Here is a 21,416-nt window from a genome sequence, read left to right on the forward strand (position 1 = left end):
TCCGGCAGGACGTGAGCCGTCAGGTCACGTCAAGGCGGACGGCGGTTGCGTTCGACTGTGACTGTCGCCAGGCATGGCGGGTTTGACCTTTCTGCTCGCGGGGTAGCGCATGACTCCCCGAAAAATCGGCTCCGATTTTCGAAAGGATCATGCGCAATTCTAAGATTCTACAGCGTCCCTTACGCGTCCGAAGGGCGCGTGGCGCTGTAGGTTTCAAATCTGCGAGCGGGCGCAACATAGGAGCGCGTTTTGCCGAGTCAATCGCGACGAGCGCTGAAAATGAGCGAAGCATTGCCGGATCGCGAGACTGTGATCGACAGTGGCCGCTGCCGAGGCGACGGACCAGGGCTGGACTGATTGCTATTTCTGCTTGAGCCGCCGGAAGCGCAACCATTTGTCCTCGGCCGGCCGGGGCTGCGCGAGGATCGTCGTGAGCTCGCGCGGCAGAGCGGGAGCGAGCGGCTTCTTGGTCGCGACGCCATCGGAGATCGCCACGACGCTATGATAGAATTCCTCTCCGGAAAGCGACCGCGGCGGAACGGCCTCGTGCATCACGCTGATCACGGTTACATCCGGGCAATTGACCTTGATCGCTTCGTGGAAGGCGATCTTGCCTTCGGGGTCGAGAGCGCCGGTCGCTTCGTCGAGGAAGAGCAGTCCCGGCTGCTGCAGGATGATGCGGGCTACCACCAGCTTCTGCTTCTGCCCGCCTGACAGAACCTGATCCCAGAGCTTGCCTTCGCGGCTCTCATCGGCCAGGTGGCCGATGAATTCGCCGAGCCCGGCCTTGTGCAGGGCGGCCGCTACCAGCACGTCGGTGTGATCGTTTTCCGAACCCGGCAGACAGACGAGCTGCTTCAGCGAGACCTGCTGCAGCTTGACCTCCTGGGCGGCATAGAAGCTCGTCACCCCTTCCGGGAACACGATGGTGCCGCGGCCATAGGGCCACAGACCATTGATTGCCTTGATCAGCGAGGTCTTGCCGCAGCCGGACTCACCCTTGAGGAATGTCCACTCGGCGCGGCGGAAGCGCAGGTTGGCGGCGCTCAGGAAGGGCGTTGCGTCCTCGCCCTGATGCGCCAGCTCCAGCTTCTGGATGGTCAGGCCGAAGACGGGATTTTGCGTGGCATAGCTGAAGTCCGAGCGGCCGGTCTGGCGATAGAACTCCTGCGGCTGCTGGACGTTCTCGATGGCGCTGGCGAGCTCGGTTACACGCTGGCTGTTGGCCCTAAGCGTGGCGATCGCGGGCATGACATGGATGAACCACGAACACTGGCTGATCAGCTGCGCGACCATTTCAGAGCCGGTTATGTAGCCCTTGAGATCGAAGCCGTTGTGAATGAACGGCACGAGACCGGGTCCGTAGGAAACGATGCGGGCGCCGATGAAATTGTAGATCAGCTCGAACGACATGTAGCTGGTGTTGACGACGTTCAGCCGCCCCCAGGTCTTGTCGATGTCGACATAGAGCTTGTCGTGCATCGTCTTCTGCACATCCTCGCCGTGTGAGGCGGCGACGTGGAAGCTGCGGCGCAGGAAGGTCGTCAATTCGCTGCGATAACTGCCTTCGGCCTGTTGCATGCGGATGTTGAGACGTTCGAGCAGGCCGCCGAGCTTCACCGCAATCCAGGTGTTGAGCGGCACGTAGGTCGCGACCGCCAGAAAGGCCAGCACGGCACTGCCGTAGCTGCCGAGGAACTCCAGCCCTTTGACCTCCACCGAGGCCCCGATCAAATTCTCGCCGACGAAATAAAGCGACGTCGCCACGCCCAGCACGCCCATGGCGAGGCCGATGGCGCCGCCCGTCATGTCCTTGATCGATTCCTGGATGCGCTGGTCGATGTTGTCGGGAGCGACGATACCGCCGGCAACCGAGCCATGCTGGGCATGGAAATGGGTATGGTTGCCGTCGAGCAGCGCCCGGTTGAATTGGCTGTTCAGCCAGCCCCGCCATTTGCGATGCAAGGTTGCGGAAACGAGATTGCGTACTCCGGTGAAGCCGGCGTCCTTGAGCACGACCAACAGCACCAATATGCCGGCATTGGTCAGAAGCGTCTGGAGCGGATTGATATTGGCGGCGTCGTGGAAGAAGGCGATCGAATTCACCAGCTCGCCCGATGCCATGGCAAACCACACGCCGGCCTTGCTGGAGAGCGCTGTCAGCAGCGCGATGACGAGGGTAAGGGTCCAGGCTTCCTTCCACCGGTCGGAGAACCAGTAGGCTCGCATCAGCCCCCAGAATGTGCGCATCGACGATACCGGCGTCAGGGGCGAGGGCCTTGCCGCCTCGCTGGATGTTTGCTCCGGTACTGTACGTCGCGGTCTACCGACCCGAATCACGATCCCGCCCGAACCTTTCCTGTTTTGTTACACATGGTAACACCAATTGATCATTTTCCATTAATTTTCTTCCTCCGAATGGGAACAGGGTTACCGGCCGTGGCATGAAGGCAACAGAAAAGCTTTGCCGGCTGATATCTATCGGAGGGGAATTCGTATTTTGTTTCAGCCGTTTGGGAACAGAGTTTCGGCTGGAAAGGACTTTCCCTAGGGGAAGCCAAAAACACGGTTTTGTGAAGGGATATTCAGCCCGATGCTCGGCTGGTCCACGGGTTGAGGGGCTCGAAAAGTCCCTTCAGGAGACCTGGGCTACCTCGAATCAACCGCGGTAGACCGCGGGAATCTCTCTCAGCAGTCATCACGGGCTTCCGCGTCGGCTAGGCGGAGGGGTGGTGCGAACTTGGTCTAGTCTAGCCCGCCGTTTCGAGCTCACCGCGCGCCTTGGCCGCAGCGACCTGGCGGATTGCATCGGCCAGCGTGTCGGCATCCTGCGCGCCCATCACGGCATATTTGGCTTCGAGCAGGAAACAGGGCACGCCGGTGATGCCCATGCGCGAGGCGGTGGCGATTTCGTTGCGCACCGCCTCGACATCGGCATCCGTCGGCAGCAGCGTCTGGACCACGGAGCCGTCCATGCCGGCTTCGCGGGCGGCTTCGGTTAGGACGGCATGGTCGCCGAGATTGGCGCCTTCCTCGAAATTCAGCTGGAAGAGGCGTCGCACTAGCCGGTTCTGCACGTCCTCGCCGGCAGGCCCCGCCCAACGGATAACGCGGTGGGCGTCCAGCGTGTTGGGAGCGACCTTGATGGCGCCGAAGGCGAAATGGATGCCTTCCGCCTCGCCGAGCGGCTCAATGCGCGCATGGATCTGATGGATGCGTTCCTCGCTGCCGAATTTGCCCAGCATGTATTCGCGGCGACCCATGCCGCCTTGCGGAATGGTCGGATCGAGCTGGAACGGCCGCCAGCGCACGTGCACGTCGATATCGGCGGCAGCGGCGATCGCCCTGTCCAGCCGCTTCTGGCCGATGAAGCACCAGGGACAGACAACATCCGACACCACATCGATTGTGATCGAGTTCTCCGCGCTCATGCTCGTCTCCTTGCTTGGTCGGTGTCAGGCGGGGGATCGCGTCAGTTGGGCTTTCGCCACCATGTCGGCAGCTGATAGCCGAATATGGGCGTCTTTTGCGGATGTTCCAGGTAGCTCCAGTAAGCCAGCCACTGCTGCGTGTTGTATTGCATGGGCACCATGTAGTTGCCCGATATCAGCAGCCGATCGAGAACGCGCACCGCAGCGACATAGTCTTCCTTCGTGCGGGCATTCAGCATCGCGTTGATCGCCGCGTCGACCGCGGGATCGGCGACGCCGGCCAGGTTGAATGAACCCTCCTGCTTGGCGGCGACGGATCCCCAGCGCCCCACCTGCTCGCTGCCGGGCGAGAGCGAATTGTTGAAACCGCTTGTGCCGATCAGCACCTCGAAGTCGAAGCGCTGCTTGCGCGACTGGATTTGATCGCCGTCGAGGCCGCGGATGGTTACATCGATGCCGATCTTCTCCAGCGTGCGCTGATAGAGAGCCGCAAGCCGCTCCTCGTCCTGCGATGACGTCATGATCTCGAAGCCGAAGGGATTGCCTTCAGGGTCGACCATCCGGCCGTCCTCTACGTGATAGCCAGCGCTTTTCAGGAGCTCGAAAGCCGCTCGCAGCACCTTGCGGTCCTGGCCGGAGCCGTCGGTGACCGGCGGCCGCCAGGTGCCGTCCATCACCTCGGCAGGGACGCGGCCGGGGTAGGGGGCAAGCAGCGCCTTCTCCCGCTCGTCGGCGGGATGGCCGAGCGCGGACAGCTCGGAGTTCTGCCAGAAGCTCATGGTGCGATTGAACTTGCCGGCGAACAGGTTTTTGTTGGCCCATTCGAAGTCGTAGAGCATGCCGAGGGCGCGCCGCACGACCGGATTGGAAAACTTCGGCAGCCTGGTGTTGAACAGGAAGCCCGTCACCACGGGAGGAATACCGGTGTCGAAATATTCCTGCTTCACATCACCCTTGCGAAAGGCCGGGAAGTCGATATCGCGGTCGCGCTTGACCGGATCGGTCTCGTCGTCGAGGGCGCAGATGCCTTTCTTGAACGCTTCCGTCTTGGCGTTGGCATTGAGAAAATACTCAATGGTGATCTGGTCGAAATTGTCGAAGCCGCGCTTCGATGAGATGTCCTTGCCCCAATAATTGGGATTGCGCTTGAACACGATGCGCTGCCCAGGCTGCACCTTGTCCACGGTATAGGGGCCGCTGCCGATCAGCGGCTTCAGCGTGGTCTTGTCGAAAGTCTCCTTGTCGAAGGCGTGCTTGGGGATGATCGGCGTCAGCGCGACGATCAGCGGAAATTCGCGATTGGCCTTTTCGTTGAAGGTGAACTTCACGCTGTGGTCGCCGGTCTTCTCCAGCCTGGCAATCATGCTCATGCGATCGCTGTAAGGCGGGCGGCCCTTGTCCTTGAAGACATCGTAGGTGAACAGCACGTCCTCCGGCGTCACAGGCTGGCCGTCCGACCATTTGGCCTTGGGATCGAGGTGGAACTCGATGCTCTTGCGACCCGGGTCCATGTCGGCGCTGTCGGCGAGCAGGCCGTAGAGGCTGAAGGGCTCGTTGTAGTTGCGCTGCATCAACGGCTCGAAGACCAGGTTGCCGTAGACCGTGTCGATCATGCCGCGCGCGGTGGTGCGCAGGCTCTTCAGGATGAAGGGGTTGAGATTGTCGAAACTGCCGACGACGCAATAGGTGACGCTGCCGCCCTTCGGCGCATCGGGATTGACGTAGTCGAAATGCGTATAGTCCGCAGGCAGCGCCGGCTCGCCCTGCATGGCGATGCCGTGCTTCGGTTCCGACAAAGCCGGAAGCAGCGAGAGGGCCAGAAACGAGGTCGCGGCGATCAGCCGAACGAGAACGCGGTCCATGACCGTCTCCTTGCCGGGCAGCTTGGTGATTCGACATGCACCCTAGAGCATTTCGCTCCCCGATTGAATCGGCGCACGCCTGTCGCTTGGTTCAGTCGGTGCATCGCCGATGGAGGTTCGTCCAGGGCAGGAGAAGCGGCAAGAAAACGCGGAAACCGGGCTGGATTCAGCGCCGCTGGCAGTGTAACACGCGCTCCGAAGTCATGCTGTTGCCTCATTTGGGCAACAGGTAGCGGGACCACACGGCAGGAAGAAGCCGGTCCCCGGGATCATTTGAGAGGAAAGTGCACCATATGACGAGCAACGCGTATCGCCTTTCGGTGCTGGCCGCAGGCGTGGTCGGCGTTCTGGGCGCCGGGCTTTTCACCGCTTCCGCCCAGCAGCCGCCGCAGATTCCGCAGGGCTGGTTCAAGGCCTGCACCAAGCAGGAAGACGTCGATATCTGCAACGTGCAGAACATCGTCACAGCCGGCAATGGCCAGCTCGTCACCGGCGTCAGCCTGATCGAGCTCAAGGGCAAAGTGAACCGTAAGGTGTTCCAGGTGACGGTGCCGACCGGCCGTCTCGTTCCTCCGGGCATCGGCCTGCAGATCGATTCCGGCAAGGCGCAGAAGCTCGACTATGTGATCTGCTTCCCGGATCGCTGCGTGGCCGAAGTGCCGCTGACCGACCAGCTTGTCGCGTCCTTCAAGAAGGGCCAGCAGATCACGCTCACCTCGGTCAATTTCCAAAACCAGCCGAACCCGATCAAGGTTGCGCTGACGGGCTTCAGCGGCGCCTATGACGGCCCGCCGCTGCAGCAGTCGGACATCGAGGACCGCCAAAAGAAACTGCAGGACTTTGTCGCCAAGAACAACCAGGACTTCGCCAAGAAGCTTAAGGAAGAGCAGGACAAGGCGAAGACCGCCAACTGATTGTTGGAGCGTTTCTCCAGCATGCTAAAAAGCGAGCGGGGCAGGCGCCCCGCTTTTTTATTGTCGCTTGTTCAGCCCTCAGTGTTTCGAGTGACCTTTCGGCTCGTAGCGCCCGTCGGGCAGCTTGTCGAACATCTCGCCGATCTGCGGGTGCCGCACCGGCTCGCCCGACCGGTCCTCGAGCAGGTTCTGCTCGGATACATAAGCGATGTACTCTGTCTCGGAGTTCTCGGCGAGAAGGTGATAGAAAGGCTGGTCCTTGCTTGGACGCATGTCCGCCGGGATCGCTTCATACCATTCTTCGGTGTTGGCGAATTGCGGATCGACGTCGAAGATCACGCCACGGAACGGAAACAGCCGGTGGCGAACAACTTGTCCGATCGCGAATTTGGCCGTCTTCATCGCACTCACCACTTCGGTCCCGAGGCGCCGCAGCGGCTTGCGCGCACAGGGCGCCTAAGGTCTTGAATCTACACGTCACGCGCTCAAAAATCGACCCCGACTTTCGGCTTGGTACGATTTGGCGCAGACGTTGCTCCAATGCAATGCTTTACCGACGCCCTGGCCACCAAGCTACCTATCGGCAGGCGCAATCCTCGGCCGAAAGCGGTAGTTTGCAAATGTGCCTCAGCGCGCGGCCTGTTTCCTGAAGCCGCCGGCGAGCGCCCGAAAACCGCTTCCCGGCCGCAGGCCTTCGCGCATGAAGAAGGCGCGCAGCGGCGCGAAGCTGCCCAGCACGTTGAGGCCGGCGCTGCGCGCAAGCTGCGCCGGGAGCATGTCGGATAGCAGCGACATGTTGAGCAAGTTCACCGCACTGCTGCGCGCCAGGATGTCCGGACGGCGCCGCGTGTCGTAGGCGGCAAGGCTCAGCCTCGACCCGGGATCGTCGCGATTTTCGCTGGCGATTCCAATCAGATCGTCGATATCCCTGATGCCGAGATTGAGGCCTTGTGCCCCGATCGGCGGGAAGACATGAGCAGCCTCGCCGACAAGCGCCACACGGTTTTGCGCGAACCGACCGGGCGAGGCCGCCGAAAGCGGGTAGACTTGGCGGCCGGGCTCGACCGAGACCCGGCCGAGCATGGACTGCATTTGCCCTTCGACCCGGACAGACAGCGTGGCATCGTCGAGCGTGGCCAGTTCCTGTGCCGTTTCCGGCTTCACCACCCAGACGAGACTGGAGCGCTTGCCCGGCAGCGGCACCTGCGTGAACGGCCCGGTCTCGGTATGGAATTCGGTCGAGATGAAGCCATGCTCGCTGCGATGGCTGAAATTGAGAACGAGCGCCGACTGAGGATAGGGTCGGGCGGAGGCTTTGATGCCGGCGGCCTCGCGCGCCGGCGAGAGGCGCCCGTCGGCGGCAACCGCCAGCGATGCCGAGACCTCACTGCCATCGGCGAGGCTCGCATGTGCGTGGTCGGCGTCGAGCCGCCAGGCATCGACCATCGACTTTCGCCACTCGATGCCGGGATTTGCGGCGACCTTCTTGGCAAGCACCGGGATCAGGATTTTGTTCGGCAGGTTGAGCCCGAACTGCTCCTCGCCGATTTCGCTGGCGCGGAAGGTGACGGTCGGGCTGCGGATCAGCCGGCGCGTTGCGTCGACGATGCGCATCATTTTCAGCGGCGCCGCCTGCGGTCTGAGTTCGTCCAGCACGCCCAGGTGGTCGAGCACCTTGAGAGCAGGGTTCATAAGGGCGGTGGTGCGGCCATCGCCGCCGGCGGCCTCGGGGCCAGCCAACGTCACGGCAAAGCCTGCCTCGGCAAAGCCGAGTGCCGCGATCAGGCCGGCCGGGCCGCTGCCGGCGATCAATATGCGGGCTTTGTCACTCTGCTCCACGCCAGGCTTCCATGTTGATGGCGGCCCGTCGGCCTGCATGCGGTATAGGGCAGATCGGCGGACTTGATCAACGCGGCGATTCGGCCCATTCGATTGGCATGAGCGCCCAGGAGCACGATTTCCGCCATCTCGACCGCGCCGGCCGCGCCACGGCGGGACTGGCGCGCAGCCCCCGCCTTGCCGTGATGCTCACTATCGGTGCGGGCGTCGTGCTTGCCTGGTGGATCCTCGCTGCCATGGCTATTCGCGGCGCCGAAAGCCGCGTTGCCGGCGGCGCTCCGGGCGATGCGCTGCTGAAGAACCTGCCGCCATTGCCGCTGCCGGATTTCCTCGACCGGTTCTTCGCTTTGTGCCTTGCGCCGGCGCCGCTTTCAGGCTCGTTGGCGGCGTCGGCGCTCGTCCTGATGTGGTTCATAATGGCGGTGGCGACGATGCTGCCTTCGGCGGCGCCGATGATCCGCACCTATTGCGAGATTGCCGATACCGCTCGGATCAAGGGAGAGCCCGTCGCCCATCCGCTGGTTCTGGTGATGGGATTTCTCGCGACTTGGCTTGCCGCCTCAGTGGCGTTCGCCGCGCTGACGCTCATAATCTATGGCTTTGTCGCCGCGGGACAGGTGCTCGATCCTGTCGTCGGGGTTGCCGGGGCCGCCGCCTTGGCGATTGCCGGCCTCTATCAGTTCAGCGGCTTGAAGCAGGCGTGCCTCAAGAGGTGCCGCAACCCGTTCTCGATCCTGTTCGCCAACTGGAGCGCGAAGCCGGGGCGTGTCTTTCGCCTGGGAGTGGAGCAGGGCGTCTGGTGTCTCGGCTGTTGCTGGGCGCTGATGCTGGTCATGTTCGCCGTGGGCGCGATGAACATCTTCTGGACGGCGCTGATCGGCCTGTTCGCTTTGATCGAGAAACAGACCGCGGGCAGGGTGGCCAGTCGGGTTTCCGGTGCGATACTGCTTGTGTGGGCCGCCGCCCTGCTATTAGTTTCCGCGTGAGGGAGATTTCGATGGCCGATCAGAGCTGGGCGATGAAGGGAGAGCTGGTACTCTCCTGCAATTGCACGGTTTTCTGCCCCTGCGTTCTGTCGCTCGGCAGCCATCCGCCGACCGAAGGCTATTGCCAGACGTGGGCCGGGTTCCGCATCGACGCCGGCCATTTCGGCGAGGTCGATCTTTCCGGCCTTAATCTTGGTCTGGTCATGGAAATCCCGGGCTATATGAGCCGCGGCAACTGGAGCGCCGGCCTGTTCATCGACAAGCGCGCCTCCATCTATGCCGTGAAGGCCCTGACAAAAATCTTCACCGGGAAGGCGGGCGGGACCACTTCGCTACTGTCGATTCTTGTTGGAAACTTCCTTGGCGTGGAACAGGTGCCGATCACCTATGAGACGCGTGATAGGACGCGCGTTTTCCAGATACCGCGGATTATCGACGGCGCGGTGACGCCGATACCCGGCAAGGACCGTGACAAAGACACCGTCATTACCAATTCCGAATACTGGATCGCACCGGAAATCATCGTGGCGAAGTCGGACAAGAGCAAGATGCGCGCCTTCGGCCGCAATTGGAATTTCGCCGGCCGTTCGGCCGAGATATGCAAGCTGGATTGGCGAGGCCCGTGAGCAAGAACACAGCGGCCCGGAATGCGGCCAAGAAAATCGCGGAGCGGATTCCGCGGCCGAAGAAGAAAGTGACGTGGCCGCAGGCGCGGGCTTTTTCCGTGCACCTGCTGACTGCGTCCGGCTCGTTCCTCGCCTTCCTGTCGCTGGTGGCGGCGAGCGAGGGACGTTGGACGGCAATGTTCTGGTGGCTCGGGCTGGCGCTCTTCGTCGACGGCATCGACGGCCCGATCGCCAGGAAGCTCGAAGTCAAGGAGATCCTGCCGACATGGTCGGGCGAGCTCCTCGACAACATCATCGACTACGTGACCTACGTGCTTATTCCGGCCTTCGCGCTCTACCAGCGCGGCTTGATGGGCGAGAACCTGTCGTTCCTGTCGGCGGCGATCATCGTCGTCTCCAGCGCGATCTACTACGCCGACACCGGCATGAAGACGAAGGAGAACTTCTTCAAGGGGTTCCCGGTCGTCTGGAACATGGTGGTGTTCACGCTCTTTGTCATCGAGCCGGGGCAGTGGGTTTCCTTCGCCGTGGTCGTGGTCGCCGGTATTCTCACCTTCCTGCCGATCAACTTCATCCATCCGGTACGGGTGGTGCGGCTCAGGCCGATCAATCTCGGCATGACGCTGTTATGGTGCGCCTTCGGCGCGCTTGCATTGGCACAGGCCGCACTTGCCTCGTTCTATGACAAGATCGGGGTTCTGAGCGAGCAGGTCAGCATCTTCACCAAGGCCGGCATTACGGTTACCGGGCTCTATCTCGCCTGCATCGGGGGCATCATGCAGATGTTCCCCAATCTTGGCGCCAGGAAATCCTGACTCGATATCCACCTTCCGTCCTTTTCCGAGAAAGTTGAGCAATGTCCAAAGCGATCCGCATTCACGCCCATGGCGGCCCCGAGGTCCTGACCTATGAGGATTCAGATCCCGGCCAGCCAGGCGCCGGCCAGATTCTGATCAGGCATACCGCGATCGGACTCAACTTCATCGACATCTACCATCGCTCGGGCCTCTACGCGCCGCCCGGCGGCTTTCCGCTGGTCCCGGGCGGCGAGGCGGCGGGCGTGGTGCTGGCCGTTGGCGCCGGCGTCGACTGGCTGCAGCCCGGCGATCGCATCGCCTATGCAGTCAATGTCGGCGCCTATTCGGAAGAACGCGTGATCGCCGCCGACCGCGTGGTAAAGGTGCCGGACGGCATCAGCGACGAGCAGGCGGCGGCCATGATGCTGAAAGGCATGACGGCCGAATATCTGCTGCGCCGCACCTTTAAGGTGAGGGCGGGCGACACGATCCTCTACCATGCCGCGGCCGGCGGTGTCGGCCTGATCCTGGGCCAATGGGCAAAGCATCTCGGCGCGACGGTGATCGGCACGGCGAGCTCCGTCGGCAAGGTCGAGCTCGCCAAGGCACATGGCTTCGACCATGTCATCAATTACAAGGAGCAGGATTTCGTCGCCGGCGTCGCCGCCATTACCGGCGGCAAAAAGTGCGACGTCGTCTATGATTCCGTCGGCAACGACACTTTTCCCGCTTCGCTCGACTGCCTGAGGCCGCTTGGCATGTTTGTCAGCTTCGGCCAGTCGTCCGGGCCGATCCCGCCTTTCCCGATGTCGCTTCTGGCGCAGAAAGGCTCGCTCTACGCGACCCGCCCGACAATCTTCGTCTACAACGCCAAACGCGAGGACCTTGTGGCCTCGGCGCAAGCGCTGTTCGAGGTAGTGCTGAGCGGCGCCGTCGAGATCAAGATCAACCAGCGCTACGCGCTGAAGGACGCGGCACAAGCGCAGTCCGATCTCGAGGGCCGCAAGACGACGGGCACAACCATCCTCATCCCCTAAGCCGGCTGCCTTGTTTTTCAGCGCCTTGCCGCGCCTCAAGGCAGTGGTTTCCCCGACAAGCTTACTGGTTTCCCTCTTGCCCTGAACAGGCCTATCTTACCCCTTGAGTTTCCGCTGGAATTCTTGAAGCTCTTTCAAGTTGCGTGCCGCTTTCCGACCGAAGCCGGCCGCGCATACGATACCAGCGGGAACACAGAACATATCCGGGTAACTGGATGGGAGGCACTGTGAGTGCAAATCATGACAGGGCGAACCTGCTGGAGGTTCGTGGCCTTACGAAGATTTTCGGCACGCTGACGGCGTGCAACCATATCGACCTCAACATCGCGAAGGGCGAGATCCACGCCCTGCTCGGCGAGAACGGCGCCGGCAAGTCGACGCTGGTGAAGATGCTGTTCGGCTCGCTGGAACCGAATTCGGGTGAAATTTTCTGGAACGGCCAAGCCGTCAGGATCACCAGCCCCGGCCTCGCCAAGAAGCTTGGCATCGGCATGGTGTTCCAGCATTTCTCGCTTTTCGAGGCGCTGACGGCGGCCGAGAACATCGCGCTTTCGCTGAACGACGGCTCGCCGATCAGCGCGATTGCCGCGAAGGCGCGGGCGCTCTCCTACAGCTACGGCCTGCCGCTCGATCCGGAATCGCTGGTCGGCGATCTTTCCGTCGGCGAGCGCCAGCGCATCGAGATCATCCGTTGCCTCTTACAGACGCCCCAACTCATCATCCTCGACGAGCCGACTTCGGTGCTGACGCCTCAGGAAGCCGACAAGCTGTTCGAAACGCTGGAGCGGCTTCGCGCTGAAGGCAAGTCGATCCTTTACATCTCGCACCGGCTGGAAGAGGTCAAACGCATCTGCGATCGCGCCACGGTGCTGCGCCACGGCAAGGTCGTCGGCCACTGCAACCCGCGCCAGGAGACGGCCGCGTCGCTAGCCCGCATGATGGTCGGCAATGAGGTCAAGGCAGTGGTGCGCGCGCCGGCCGAGGGCATCGAGACCGCGCCGGCGTTGCTGGAGATCCGCGGGCTTACCCGCAAGCCGGCGACGCCGTTCGCCATTCCGCTCAAGAACATCAATCTTTCGGTACGTGCCGGCGAGGTGATCGGCATCGCCGGTGTCGCCGGCAACGGCCAGGGCGAGTTTTTCGAATCCGTCTCCGGTGAGGTGCTGCAGCTGGATCCCGGTTCCGTGCGGATCCGCGGCAAGGATGCGGGCGGCGTGTCGATCACCGGCCGGCGGCTGATGGGCGCCGCCTTCGTGCCGGAGGAACGGCTCGGTCACGGCGCGGCGCCGCGGATGAAGCTTTCGGAGAACCTTTTGCTGTCGCGCCATGCCACCGACGGCAAGTCCTTCGTCGGCTCCGGCGGCATGGTCAGGAACGCTTCCGTCTACAGCGCCGCCCAGCGCATCATTGCCGCGATGGACGTGCGCAAGAGCGCCCCCGATCCGGAGGCCGCGGCGCTGTCCGGCGGCAATCTGCAGAAGTTCATCGTCGGCCGCGAGCTCGACCGCAAGCCGAGCGTGATGGTCGTCAACCAGCCGACCTGGGGCGTCGACGCCGGTGCCGCCGCCCATATCCGCCAGGCGCTGATCGAGCTTGCCCGCAGCGGCTCGGCGGTTCTGGTCATCAGCCAGGACCTCGACGAATTGTTCGAGCTGTCGGACGCGATCGCGGTCATGCACAACGGCGAATTGTCCGCGCCGCTGCCGATCGCCGAAGCCACCTTCGAGAGGATTGGCCTGTTGATGGGCGGCGCCGAGCCCGGCCACGCCGAACACAGCATGGAGACGGCATGATGCGCCTCGAACTGGTCAAACGCCCGCAGCGCTCGGCGCTGTTTTCGGTGCTCTCGCCCTTCATCGCCTTCGCGCTGACGATGATTGCCGGCGCCATCATGTTCGCGTTGCTCGGCGTCAATCCGCTCAATGCGTTCAATGTCTACTTTGTTCAGCCGATCAGCGAGGTCTGGCAACTGCATGAACTGGCCATCAAGGCGGCGCCGCTGATCCTGATCGCCGTCGGCCTGTCGGTTTGCTACAAGGCCAACATCTGGAACATCGGCGCCGAAGGTCAGTTCATTCTGGGCGGCATCTTCGGCTCGATCATCCCGGTGCTGTTCCCCGAATTCGAAGGTCCGCTGGTGCTGCCGCTGATGCTCTTGCTCGGCATGGTCGGCGGCGCCCTTTATGCGGCCATCCCGGCGCTGCTGAAAACCCGCTTCAGCACCAACGAGATCCTGACCAGCCTGATGCTGGTCTATGTGGCGCAGCTTTTCCTCGACTGGCTGGTGCGCGGACCGTGGCGCGACCCGCAGGGCCACGGCTTCCCGCAGACCATCCAGTTCGGCGACTCGGCCGTCCTGCCGGAATTGATGCCGGATGCCGGCCGCGCCAATTGGGGCTTCGTCTTCGCGCTGGTCGCCGCTGTCACGGTCTGGCTGATGATGAGCCGCATGCTGAAAGGTTTCGAGGTCCGCGTGCTGGGCTCGAGCCCGAGGGCAGGGCGCTTCGCCGGCTTCGGCCTCAGCAAGATGGTCTTCTTTACTTTCCTGCTGTCCGGTGCATTGGCTGGGCTTGCCGGTATCTCGGAAGTCTCGGGCGCCATCGGCCAGCTACAGCCGGTGATCTCGCCCGGCTATGGCTTCACCGCCATCATCGTCGCCTTCCTCGGGCGGCTCAATCCGCTCGGCATCGTCGCGGCAGGCCTGGTGCTGGCGCTGACCTATCTCGGCGGAGAGGCGGTGCAGAGCGCGCTCGGCATCTCCGACAAGGTGGCGCGCGTGTTCCAGGGCATGCTTTTGTTCTTCGTGCTCGGCTGCGACACGCTCATTCATTATCGCATTCGTCTGATCGGCTTTGCCGCGCCACAACTCGAGGCCGCGCCCAAGCTGGAGGAGGCACGCTGATGGACATCACCGTCAACATCCTTTTGACCATCGCGACCGCGGCGACGCCGCTCTTGATCGCGGCGATCGGCGAGCTGGTGGTGGAACGCTCCGGCGTGCTCAACCTCGGCGTCGAGGGCATGATGATCATGGGCGCCGTCGGCGGCTTCGGCGCGGGCTATCTTACCGGATCTCCCTGGATCGGGCTGCTTGCCGCAATCGTCGTCGGCGCGCTGTTTTCGCTGCTCTTCGCCGTCATGACGCTTTCCCTGGCGACCAACCAGGTGGCGACCGGCCTGTCGCTTACGCTGCTCGGGCTTGGCCTCTCCGGCATGATCGGCACCAGCTTCGTCGGCCAGCCTGGCGTCAGGCTGCCGAACCTCGACATCCCCGGCCTGAGCTCGATACCGGTCGTCGGCAAGCTGATCTTCGGCCAGGATCCGTTGTTCTACGTCTCGATCGGGCTCACCGCCGCCGTGATGTGGTTTCTGTTCAGGACGCGCACTGGCCTCACGCTGCGCTCGATCGGCGACAGCCATACGTCGGCGCATGCGCTCGGCATCAAGGTCATCCGCTACCGTTACCTCGCCGTGATCTTCGGCGGCGCTTGCGCCGGGCTTGCCGGCGGCCACCTGTCGCTCGTCTACACGCCGCAATGGGTCGAGAACATGAGCGCGGGACGCGGCTGGATCGCGCTGGCGCTGGTGGTCTTTGCGTCCTGGCGTCCGTGGCGGGTGCTGGCCGGCGCTTACATCTTCGGCGCGGTGTGGATCGGCCAGCTTCATGCACAGGCTTTCGGCATTCCTGTACCGTCCCAGTTTCTTTCTTCGCTGCCCTATCTGGCAACCATCGTGGTTCTCGTTCTAATCTCGCGGAATAAGCGGCTGACGATGATGAACACGCCGGCTTCGTTGGGGCAGCCATTTGTTCCGGATCGTTGACGACAACAAAAAGACGGGAAGCTCCAAGGCTTAACTCAGAGAGGTAACACGATGAAGAAACTGCTTATTGCGCTGATGACCACGGCCGCGGCCCTGTCGCTGGCGGCAACCGCCGAGGCGGCCGACAAGCTGAAGGCCTGCTGGGTTTATACGGGGCCGATCGGCGACTTCGGCTATTCCTATCAGCACGACCAGGGTCGCCTCGAGGTGGAGAAAGCGCTCGGCGACAAGGTCGAGACCGCCTATCTCGAGAACGTCTCGGAAGGCCCGGACGCCGACCGCGCCTTTGAGCGCCTGGCGCGCGAGAAATGCAAGATCATCTTCGGCACATCGTTCGGCTTCATGGACGCCGAGGTTAAGGTCGCCAAGAAGTTCCCGAAGGTGATGTTCGAGCACGCCACCGGCTACAAGACGGGCGACAATCTCGGCATTTACAACGCGCGCTTCTATGAAGGCCGCTATGTGCTCGGCCAGATCGCGGCCAAGGAATCGAAGAAGGGTCTTGCCGGCTACATCGTCTCCTTCCCGATCCCGGAAGTGGTAATGGGCATCAACTCCTTCATGCTCGGCGCGCAGTCGATCAATCCGGACTTCAAGGTGAAGATCGTGTGGGTCAATACCTGGTTCGATCCGGGCAAGGAAGCCGACGCCGCCAAGGCGCTGTTCGACCAGGGCGCCGACATCATCGTCCAGCACACCGACTCGACCGCTCCCCTGCAGGTCGCCGAGGAGCGGAAGCTGCATGGGTTCGGCCAGTCGTCGGACATGATCAAATTCGCGCCGAACGCGCAGCTGACCTCGCTCACCGACGAGTGGGGCCCGTATTACATCAGCCGCGTGCAGGCTGCCCTCGACGGCACCTGGAAGCCGGACAATGTGTGGCTTGGCATCAAGGATGGCGCCGTCAAGCTCGCGCCCTTCACCAACATGCCTGACGACGTGAAGGCAATGGCGGAGGCGACCACCAAGAAGATCGCCGATGGCTGGAACCCCTTCACCGGCCCGGTGGCGAAGCAGGACGGCTCGCCTTGGCTGAAGGACGGCGAGGTCGCCGACGACGCCACGCTGCTCGGCATGAATTTCTACGTCAAGGGCATCGACGACAAGCTGCCGCAGTAAACAGCAGCCTGGCATCAAAACAAAAAGGGCGCCCCACCGGCGCCCTTTCATTTTCAGCCAATCCCGCTTGTCAAACGGCCGAGCCGTAGAGATCGTAGGCGTCGGCGCGCTCGACCTTGACCGTGACGATCTCACCGGCGCGCAGCGGCCGACGCGACTGGATATGCACGGAGCCGTCGATCTCGGGGGCGTCATATTTGGTGCGGCCCTTGGCCGAGGTGCCATGCGCCTCGTCGATCAGCACCGGCAGCCGCTTGCCGACCTTCCTGGCCAGCTGCGTCGCCGAGATCTTCTGCTGGCGCTGCATGAAGCGGTGCCAGCGGGCTTCCTTGATCTCCTGCGGCACTTGTTCCAGGCCGAGGTCGTTGGAGCGCGCGCCCTTGACCGGCTCATATTTGAAGCAGCCGGCACGATCGATCTTCGCCTCGTCCAGCCAGTCGAGCAGCATCTGGAAGTCGTCTTCCGTCTCGCCGGGGAAACCGACGATGAAGGTTGAGCGGATGGCGAGATCCGGGCAGACCTCGCGCCAACCGCGGATCCGCTCCAGCGTCTTTTCGCCATGAGCGGGACGGCGCATGTTCTTCAGCACCTGCGGAGAGGCGTGCTGGAAGGGGATGTCCAGATAGGGAAGGATCTTTCCCTCGGCCATCAGCGGAATGACGTCGGCAACATGCGGGTAGGGGTACACATAGTGCATGCGAACCCAGATGCCGAGCTTGCCGAGCTCCTCTGCAAGGTCGAGGAACTTCGCTCGCACCTCGCGGTCGCCGAACATGCTCGTCTGGTATTTGATGTCGATGCCATAGGCGCTGGTGTCCTGCGAGATGACGAGGATCTCCTTGACGCCGGCCTTGGCGAGCTTTTCGGCCTCGCGCAACACGTCGGCCGCCGGCCGCGAGACGAGATCGCCGCGCAGCGCCGGGATGATGCAGAAGGTGCAGCAATTGTTGCAGCCTTCGGAAATCTTCAGATAGGCGTAATGCCGCGGCGTCAGCTTCACGCCCTGGGGCGGCAGAAGATCGATGTAGGGATCATGGCTGGGGGGAGCCGCTTCATGCACCGCCGCCATCACGCTCTCATAGGCCTGCGGGCCGGTGATCGCCAGCACATTGGGATGCTTCTCGCGAATGACTTCCGGCTCGGCGCCGAGGCAGCCGGTGACGATGACGCGACCGTTTTCGGAAAGGGCGGAGCCGATGGCGTCGAGCGACTCGTCGCGCGCGGAGTCGAGAAAGCCGCATGTGTTGACGACAACGAGGTCGGCGCCATCATGCTTGCGGGCGATCTCGTAGCCTTCAGCGCGGAGCCGCGTGATGATGCGCTCGGAATCGACGAGCGCCTTCGGGCATCCAAGGCTGACGAAACTGACACGAGGGGCAGACATAAGCTTTTCCAGGTTTTTCGGGATCGGCGGCGCCATACCACACTAATTGCGGCATTGGTATGGGCTGGTCCTTGTTGCGGCAAAACGGAATGCGAGGCCAGATCAGTGGCCGGCCAAAGCCCGCGTCAGGTGGCGGCAGTCAGCTCACCGCGTTGTTGACATGCGGCCAGATTTCCATCGTGCCCCTGTAGACCATGTCTAGCGCGACATAGAGGATGATCAGCAGGCCGATATAGGCAATCCAACGGTAACGGTGCAGCAGCCGCGCAATGAAGCTGGCGGCAAGGCCCATCAAGCCGATCGACAGCACGAGCCCGACGATCAGCACCCAGAAATGATCACGCGCGGCGCCGGCGACGGCCAGCACGTTGTCCAGCGACATCGACACGTCTGCGACGACGATCTGGAGCGCCGCCTGGCCAAGCGTCTTGCGCGGCGCCTTGCCGGCAACCGCCTTGTCGCTGTCGAGATCGGAATTGGCGAGCGCCTCCGTCGCCTCGTGCTCGTCGGCATGGGAGGTGCGCAGCTCGCGATACATCTTCCAGCATACCCATAACAGCAGGATGCCACCGGCGAGCAACAGTCCGACGATTGCAAGCAACTTGACGGTAACCGCCGCGAACAGGATGCGCAGCACCGTCGCTGCTACCACGCCGATCAGAATGGCCTTTTTGCGCTGCTCCGTCGGCAGGCCGGCGGCCGCCAGTCCAATGACGATGGCATTGTCGCCCGCAAGCACCAGGTCGATCGCGATGACCTGGACAAGGGCAGTCAGGCTTGCGGCGCTGAAAATATCCATCGTCTGGAGCCTTCCTGTTTGCGAAATGTCGATCTTCGAGTGTTCTAACGCCGGAGCGATTCACCGATTGATGCGATCGCGTTCTAAGCCTTTGTTTTCACGCAATTCCGGCGGGAAAAACGGCTGCGCGCCTTTCCTGGAATTGCTCTACGTGCATGGTTCCTGCACGTCAAGAGAACTCACGAAACAAGCGGTTGCCGCTCGTCTGGTTCCATTGGGTTCAAATGAGTTTGCACTCGAAAGGCCGATTTGCGCGCAACCGACCGCGGCAGTCGGTCAATCGTAAAGATTGTATTTTGCCCAGTCGGTTTCCGGGATCTCGTCACCGATCTTGTAGAGCAACTGCAGCACCTGCATGTGGTCGGGCGCAGTCTGGCACTTGAACTTCAGCCGGAACCATTGACCCTTGCTGCGAAAGGCGGCGCCGGGGCTCCTGATCGCGTCGGCGCTCATCTGGGGCGTGGCGAAGGCATAGGCCACCACACGGTCGGCCTTGAATTTGCGATCGTCGTGGCTGATCCGGTCGAGCACCTCGGCGTCGCAACGCTGTTCGAGACGAGTCTGCGGATCGAGTTTCAGCAGGCCGGCACGAAGTGCGTTGTCCATCGCCTTGGCCGGCCAGGCCAGCGCCAGAGGCGCCAGAACCATCAGGCAGAGCTTTTTCATGGGCGCGACAAGCAGCATATTCTGTCTGAGAAATCAACCAAACGCACGCGCTTGTGACATGGGTGCCGGCTCGGCCAGGCCAGCCATGCGGCACAAGCCAATCTCGGGCTTCGGCGACTGGGCTATTGCCATTGTTCCGGGGTCCGCGATGAAACGATCTCCGCTGCCGAAGAACTGTCAAGAACCTGTCAGACTTGGGTCGTATAGAGCAGGGACTGTAGAGCCTCTTTTTCTCCTCGTCGGGCGGCAGTATTGTGCTTTCAAAGTGCTGGAGCACAATCCTGCCCGGTTTCGCAGGCTCAGCCGCCGAACAGATTTGCGTTGGAATACTAAAACGAAGAACCGTCAGTCATGAGGTTTACCTGCTTATCGGATCCGTGTGACCAATGGATGGTCTATGATGTATTTTTCGACCTTCCGGCGGAATTGTCGGGCCGACTGCTGCTTGGATTAACGCAAAGGGGCGCAGAGCATTTAACTGAGCAAGCGAACATAAAAACTGTGTCGACCTGCCTGACGATGGAAACCGGCCCCGGTGGGAAGGCCGTTAGCCGGAAAGCACTTTACCAAAAATGTTTCGCTGCAGGGTAGCGCTATAGGTTCCGTGGTTTGCAAGATGATCCCATACGGAGAAACAGGCCGTGAGTGCGGCCAGAGCAAGAATCATGCGCATTGGAACTCCCCACGGCGCCCGAAAACGTCCAATGGTAAGTTCGTGTCAGATTGGAGGCTATTGCTAATATAGTGGGTGACCCTACACCGATCGCGGTATGGCTACAGCAAGCGGATAACAGGGCGAGCTACGCGGACTTTGCGCAGCCGCCGGCACTTTCCTGGTGACTTAGCGAGCGATAGCTAGTCCGATACCGATGCCAACCCCCACGGCGACCCCTAAAAAGAGCTTGCTGGCGAAGTCCAGGGCGAACGCGCGCACAGCCGTATAAATATCTGTTCGGGGCTGCCTGACAGCAGCCGCAAGGTCATCGAACATCGCTTCCATAGGTTGCCACCCGCGATTTCTTCGACCTGCAAGACTAGATCAGTTCTGGTGAGATGGGAATCCTCCGATCCATCAAAATTTAACGATCACGAAAGCTCGTTGGTAGGCACGTGTGGTAACGGTTGATTCAACCATCGCTGGTATAAAGCAAAGTCAGGTGGCGGCCCCGACAGAGGGCGGGGGGTGCTGGGCCTGCCGGAGCCGCCGGCGCGGGAGTGGGCGCTACCCGCGCTGTCCCAGAATAGGACAGCGCGGGTCTACAATTAGTTAAAGCTAATAGAATTTTGCCGGCGTGCCGCCGCTTTGTGTCGGCTGCCTCCAGCGGTGTGTCCGCCGCACGCCCGGCAACGTGCGGCTGAGGGGCGCAAGCCGCCGACCGTGAGGTCATGAGCCTGGTGCGCTCCTGAGATCGGTGTTCTCCACTGGACAAGAAACCTTGACGCCATTGCCTGACGCCGGGCGGCCCGGCAGGCTGACGGGGTAGGCCAGCAAACGCCGGGCCTGACCGGTGGGCTCGGGGGCGAGACACAGCACCGGCTGCCGATAAACATACGCTTGTGCTGATGTGGCCGGTACATATCAAGAAGTTGATGGCGTAGTAGCCTAAAGGGGCCTCAGCGCACGAAAGGACGCGGCAGAGCCGCCAACCTGCCGGAGCCAGCTAGTGAAGCTTGCCCCTCGGAGGCTTGGCGGTCAGCCACTTCAATTTGACGCTGTTAAGCTCTTGTTCGAGCTCCAGCGCGAGCCGGACGATGGGGTCCGGAATGGAAATCGCGTCTCTCCCGCCCTCTGCCACCTGCGTCTTCGCCGAAAGCTCCGAGACTACTTTGGATCCGGCCGATTTCGACAGCAGTCGGGACAGGTGCTCCCGCTGCAAAGCGTGAACCTCTTCCAACAGGCTCAGGAACCTCAACGCATCCACTGTCGGCAGCCTGTTGGTTCTCAAGCGGGCAATCCGCTCGTGCTGACGCGCAATGTGCCGCTCGCCATGTCGAACATGACGCTGCGCCATGCTGATGTGGTCTTCGAGAGACATGGCGCACAACGCGAAAACAGGCATCTCGTTCCTTCGCCAGGATCTTGCAGCACAATCGGATGGGCACGAGACGCACCAAGGCTCGCCGGAACCAATAA

Annotated in this window: 18 protein-coding genes; 9 read left to right on the forward strand and 9 right to left on the reverse strand. The window is 62.2% G+C overall.

What is annotated here, in order from left to right; all coding sequences use genetic code 11:
* Positions 1-360 precede the first annotated feature (360 nt).
* The 3 genes from P9217_RS22485 to P9217_RS22495 all read right to left on the reverse strand — a co-directional run bounded on the left by P9217_RS22485 (position 361) and on the right by P9217_RS22495 (position 5,293).
* Positions 361-2,250, reverse strand: a complete 1,890-nt coding sequence (locus P9217_RS22485) for an ABC transporter ATP-binding protein/permease (RefSeq protein ID WP_164746761.1) — start codon at positions 2,248-2,250, stop codon at positions 361-363.
* A 500-nt stretch (positions 2,251-2,750) separates the two neighbouring features.
* Entirely contained in the window at positions 2,751-3,431 is a 681-nt protein-coding gene (locus tag P9217_RS22490) for a DsbA family protein (RefSeq protein ID WP_278054413.1), read from the reverse strand.
* 41 nt (positions 3,432-3,472) lie between these two features.
* Positions 3,473-5,293, reverse strand: coding sequence for an extracellular solute-binding protein (locus P9217_RS22495; RefSeq protein ID WP_278087546.1), 1,821 nt, complete (start codon positions 5,291-5,293; stop codon positions 3,473-3,475).
* A gap of 284 nt (positions 5,294-5,577) precedes the next feature.
* On the opposite strand from P9217_RS22495, the gene P9217_RS22500 reads away from it, so the two are divergent.
* On the forward strand, positions 5,578-6,207 hold the full coding sequence (locus P9217_RS22500; protein ID WP_095777677.1) for an invasion associated locus B family protein: 630 nt from the start codon (positions 5,578-5,580) through the stop codon (positions 6,205-6,207).
* Between the two features lie 78 nt (positions 6,208-6,285).
* Here P9217_RS22500 and hspQ read toward each other — a convergent pair whose 3' ends face one another.
* Positions 6,286-6,609 carry a heat shock protein HspQ gene (gene hspQ / locus P9217_RS22505; protein ID WP_066989816.1) on the reverse strand — a complete coding sequence of 108 codons (324 nt, stop codon included), beginning with the start codon at positions 6,607-6,609 and terminating at the stop codon, positions 6,286-6,288.
* A gap of 225 nt (positions 6,610-6,834) precedes the next feature.
* Complete coding sequence (locus P9217_RS22510; RefSeq protein WP_164749303.1) at positions 6,835-8,046, reverse strand: UbiH/UbiF family hydroxylase; 1,212 nt, start codon at positions 8,044-8,046, stop codon at positions 6,835-6,837.
* A 98-nt stretch (positions 8,047-8,144) separates the two neighbouring features.
* Here P9217_RS22510 and P9217_RS22515 point away from each other — a divergent pair, with 98 nt between their 5' ends.
* From P9217_RS22515 to P9217_RS22550, 8 genes are all read left to right on the forward strand, one after another.
* Positions 8,145-9,032 carry a DUF2182 domain-containing protein gene (locus P9217_RS22515; protein WP_278087547.1) on the forward strand — a complete coding sequence of 296 codons (888 nt, stop codon included), beginning with the start codon at positions 8,145-8,147 and terminating at the stop codon, positions 9,030-9,032.
* Positions 9,033-9,043: 11 nt separating this feature from the next.
* Positions 9,044-9,658, forward strand: a complete 615-nt coding sequence (locus tag P9217_RS22520; protein ID WP_066989810.1) for a DUF1326 domain-containing protein — start codon at positions 9,044-9,046, stop codon at positions 9,656-9,658.
* Positions 9,655-10,473: a phosphatidylcholine synthase gene (pcsA, locus tag P9217_RS22525; RefSeq protein WP_066989933.1), complete on the forward strand. Its 819-nt coding sequence runs from the start codon at positions 9,655-9,657 to the stop codon at positions 10,471-10,473. Before P9217_RS22520 ends, pcsA begins: the two co-directional genes overlap by 4 nt.
* Positions 10,474-10,514: 41 nt before the next feature.
* The gene (locus P9217_RS22530; RefSeq protein ID WP_278087548.1) at positions 10,515-11,492 is read left to right on the forward strand and encodes a quinone oxidoreductase; all 978 of its coding nucleotides are present in this window, start codon (positions 10,515-10,517) and stop codon (positions 11,490-11,492) included.
* A 215-nt stretch (positions 11,493-11,707) separates the two neighbouring features.
* Positions 11,708-13,285 carry an ABC transporter ATP-binding protein gene (locus P9217_RS22535; RefSeq protein WP_164763833.1) on the forward strand — a complete coding sequence of 526 codons (1,578 nt, stop codon included), beginning with the start codon at positions 11,708-11,710 and terminating at the stop codon, positions 13,283-13,285.
* On the forward strand, positions 13,282-14,394 hold the full coding sequence (locus tag P9217_RS22540; RefSeq protein ID WP_127248240.1) for an ABC transporter permease: 1,113 nt from the start codon (positions 13,282-13,284) through the stop codon (positions 14,392-14,394). The genes P9217_RS22535 and P9217_RS22540 overlap by 4 nt, the downstream gene beginning before the upstream one ends.
* Positions 14,394-15,314, forward strand: a complete 921-nt coding sequence (locus P9217_RS22545) for an ABC transporter permease (RefSeq protein ID WP_127403538.1) — start codon at positions 14,394-14,396, stop codon at positions 15,312-15,314. The genes P9217_RS22540 and P9217_RS22545 overlap by 1 nt, the downstream gene beginning before the upstream one ends.
* Positions 15,315-15,365: 51 nt before the next feature.
* Entirely contained in the window at positions 15,366-16,433 is a 1,068-nt protein-coding gene (locus P9217_RS22550) for a BMP family ABC transporter substrate-binding protein (RefSeq protein ID WP_066989795.1), read from the forward strand.
* Positions 16,434-16,503: 70 nt separating this feature from the next.
* On the opposite strand, the gene rimO is transcribed toward P9217_RS22550, so the two are convergent.
* The 4 genes from rimO to P9217_RS22570 all read right to left on the reverse strand — a co-directional run bounded on the left by rimO (position 16,504) and on the right by P9217_RS22570 (position 21,342).
* Entirely contained in the window at positions 16,504-17,817 is a 1,314-nt protein-coding gene (gene rimO, locus P9217_RS22555; protein ID WP_278087549.1) for a 30S ribosomal protein S12 methylthiotransferase RimO, read from the reverse strand.
* 139 nt (positions 17,818-17,956) lie between these two features.
* A complete protein-coding gene (locus P9217_RS22560; protein WP_067320072.1) occupies positions 17,957-18,616 on the reverse strand; it encodes a TerC family protein in 660 nt (219 codons plus the stop codon).
* Between the two features lie 276 nt (positions 18,617-18,892).
* Entirely contained in the window at positions 18,893-19,300 is a 408-nt protein-coding gene (locus P9217_RS22565; RefSeq protein WP_066989790.1) for a DUF930 domain-containing protein, read from the reverse strand.
* 1,643 nt (positions 19,301-20,943) lie between these two features.
* Positions 20,944-21,342 carry a hypothetical protein gene (locus P9217_RS22570; protein WP_127216839.1) on the reverse strand — a complete coding sequence of 133 codons (399 nt, stop codon included), beginning with the start codon at positions 21,340-21,342 and terminating at the stop codon, positions 20,944-20,946.
* Between the last annotated feature and the right edge of the window lie 74 nt (positions 21,343-21,416).

This window comes from Mesorhizobium sp. WSM4989, assembly GCF_029625795.1.
Lineage (GTDB): Bacteria > Pseudomonadota > Alphaproteobacteria > Rhizobiales > Rhizobiaceae > Mesorhizobium.

Excerpts from the sequence above, each read along its gene's own strand:
- P9217_RS22485 (WP_164746761.1), bottom strand. The coding sequence starts at position 2,250 with ATGCGCACATTCTGGGGGCTGATGCGAGCCTACTGGTTCTCCGACCGG.
- P9217_RS22490 (WP_278054413.1), bottom strand. The coding sequence starts at position 3,431 with ATGAGCGCGGAGAACTCGATCACAATCGATGTGGTGTCGGATGTTGTC.
- P9217_RS22495 (WP_278087546.1), bottom strand. The coding sequence starts at position 5,293 with ATGGACCGCGTTCTCGTTCGGCTGATCGCCGCGACCTCGTTTCTGGCC.
- hspQ (WP_066989816.1), bottom strand. The coding sequence starts at position 6,609 with ATGAAGACGGCCAAATTCGCGATCGGACAAGTTGTTCGCCACCGGCTG.
- P9217_RS22515 (WP_278087547.1), top strand. The coding sequence starts at position 8,145 with ATGAGCGCCCAGGAGCACGATTTCCGCCATCTCGACCGCGCCGGCCGC.
- P9217_RS22520 (WP_066989810.1), top strand. The coding sequence starts at position 9,044 with ATGGCCGATCAGAGCTGGGCGATGAAGGGAGAGCTGGTACTCTCCTGC.
- P9217_RS22530 (WP_278087548.1), top strand. The coding sequence starts at position 10,515 with ATGTCCAAAGCGATCCGCATTCACGCCCATGGCGGCCCCGAGGTCCTG.
- P9217_RS22535 (WP_164763833.1), top strand. The coding sequence starts at position 11,708 with ATGGGAGGCACTGTGAGTGCAAATCATGACAGGGCGAACCTGCTGGAG.
- P9217_RS22540 (WP_127248240.1), top strand. The coding sequence starts at position 13,282 with ATGATGCGCCTCGAACTGGTCAAACGCCCGCAGCGCTCGGCGCTGTTT.
- P9217_RS22545 (WP_127403538.1), top strand. The coding sequence starts at position 14,394 with ATGGACATCACCGTCAACATCCTTTTGACCATCGCGACCGCGGCGACG.
- P9217_RS22550 (WP_066989795.1), top strand. The coding sequence starts at position 15,366 with ATGAAGAAACTGCTTATTGCGCTGATGACCACGGCCGCGGCCCTGTCG.
- rimO (WP_278087549.1), bottom strand. The coding sequence starts at position 17,817 with ATGTCTGCCCCTCGTGTCAGTTTCGTCAGCCTTGGATGCCCGAAGGCG.
- P9217_RS22560 (WP_067320072.1), bottom strand. The coding sequence starts at position 18,616 with ATGGATATTTTCAGCGCCGCAAGCCTGACTGCCCTTGTCCAGGTCATC.
- P9217_RS22565 (WP_066989790.1), bottom strand. The coding sequence starts at position 19,300 with ATGCTGCTTGTCGCGCCCATGAAAAAGCTCTGCCTGATGGTTCTGGCG.
- P9217_RS22570 (WP_127216839.1), bottom strand. The coding sequence starts at position 21,342 with ATGCCTGTTTTCGCGTTGTGCGCCATGTCTCTCGAAGACCACATCAGC.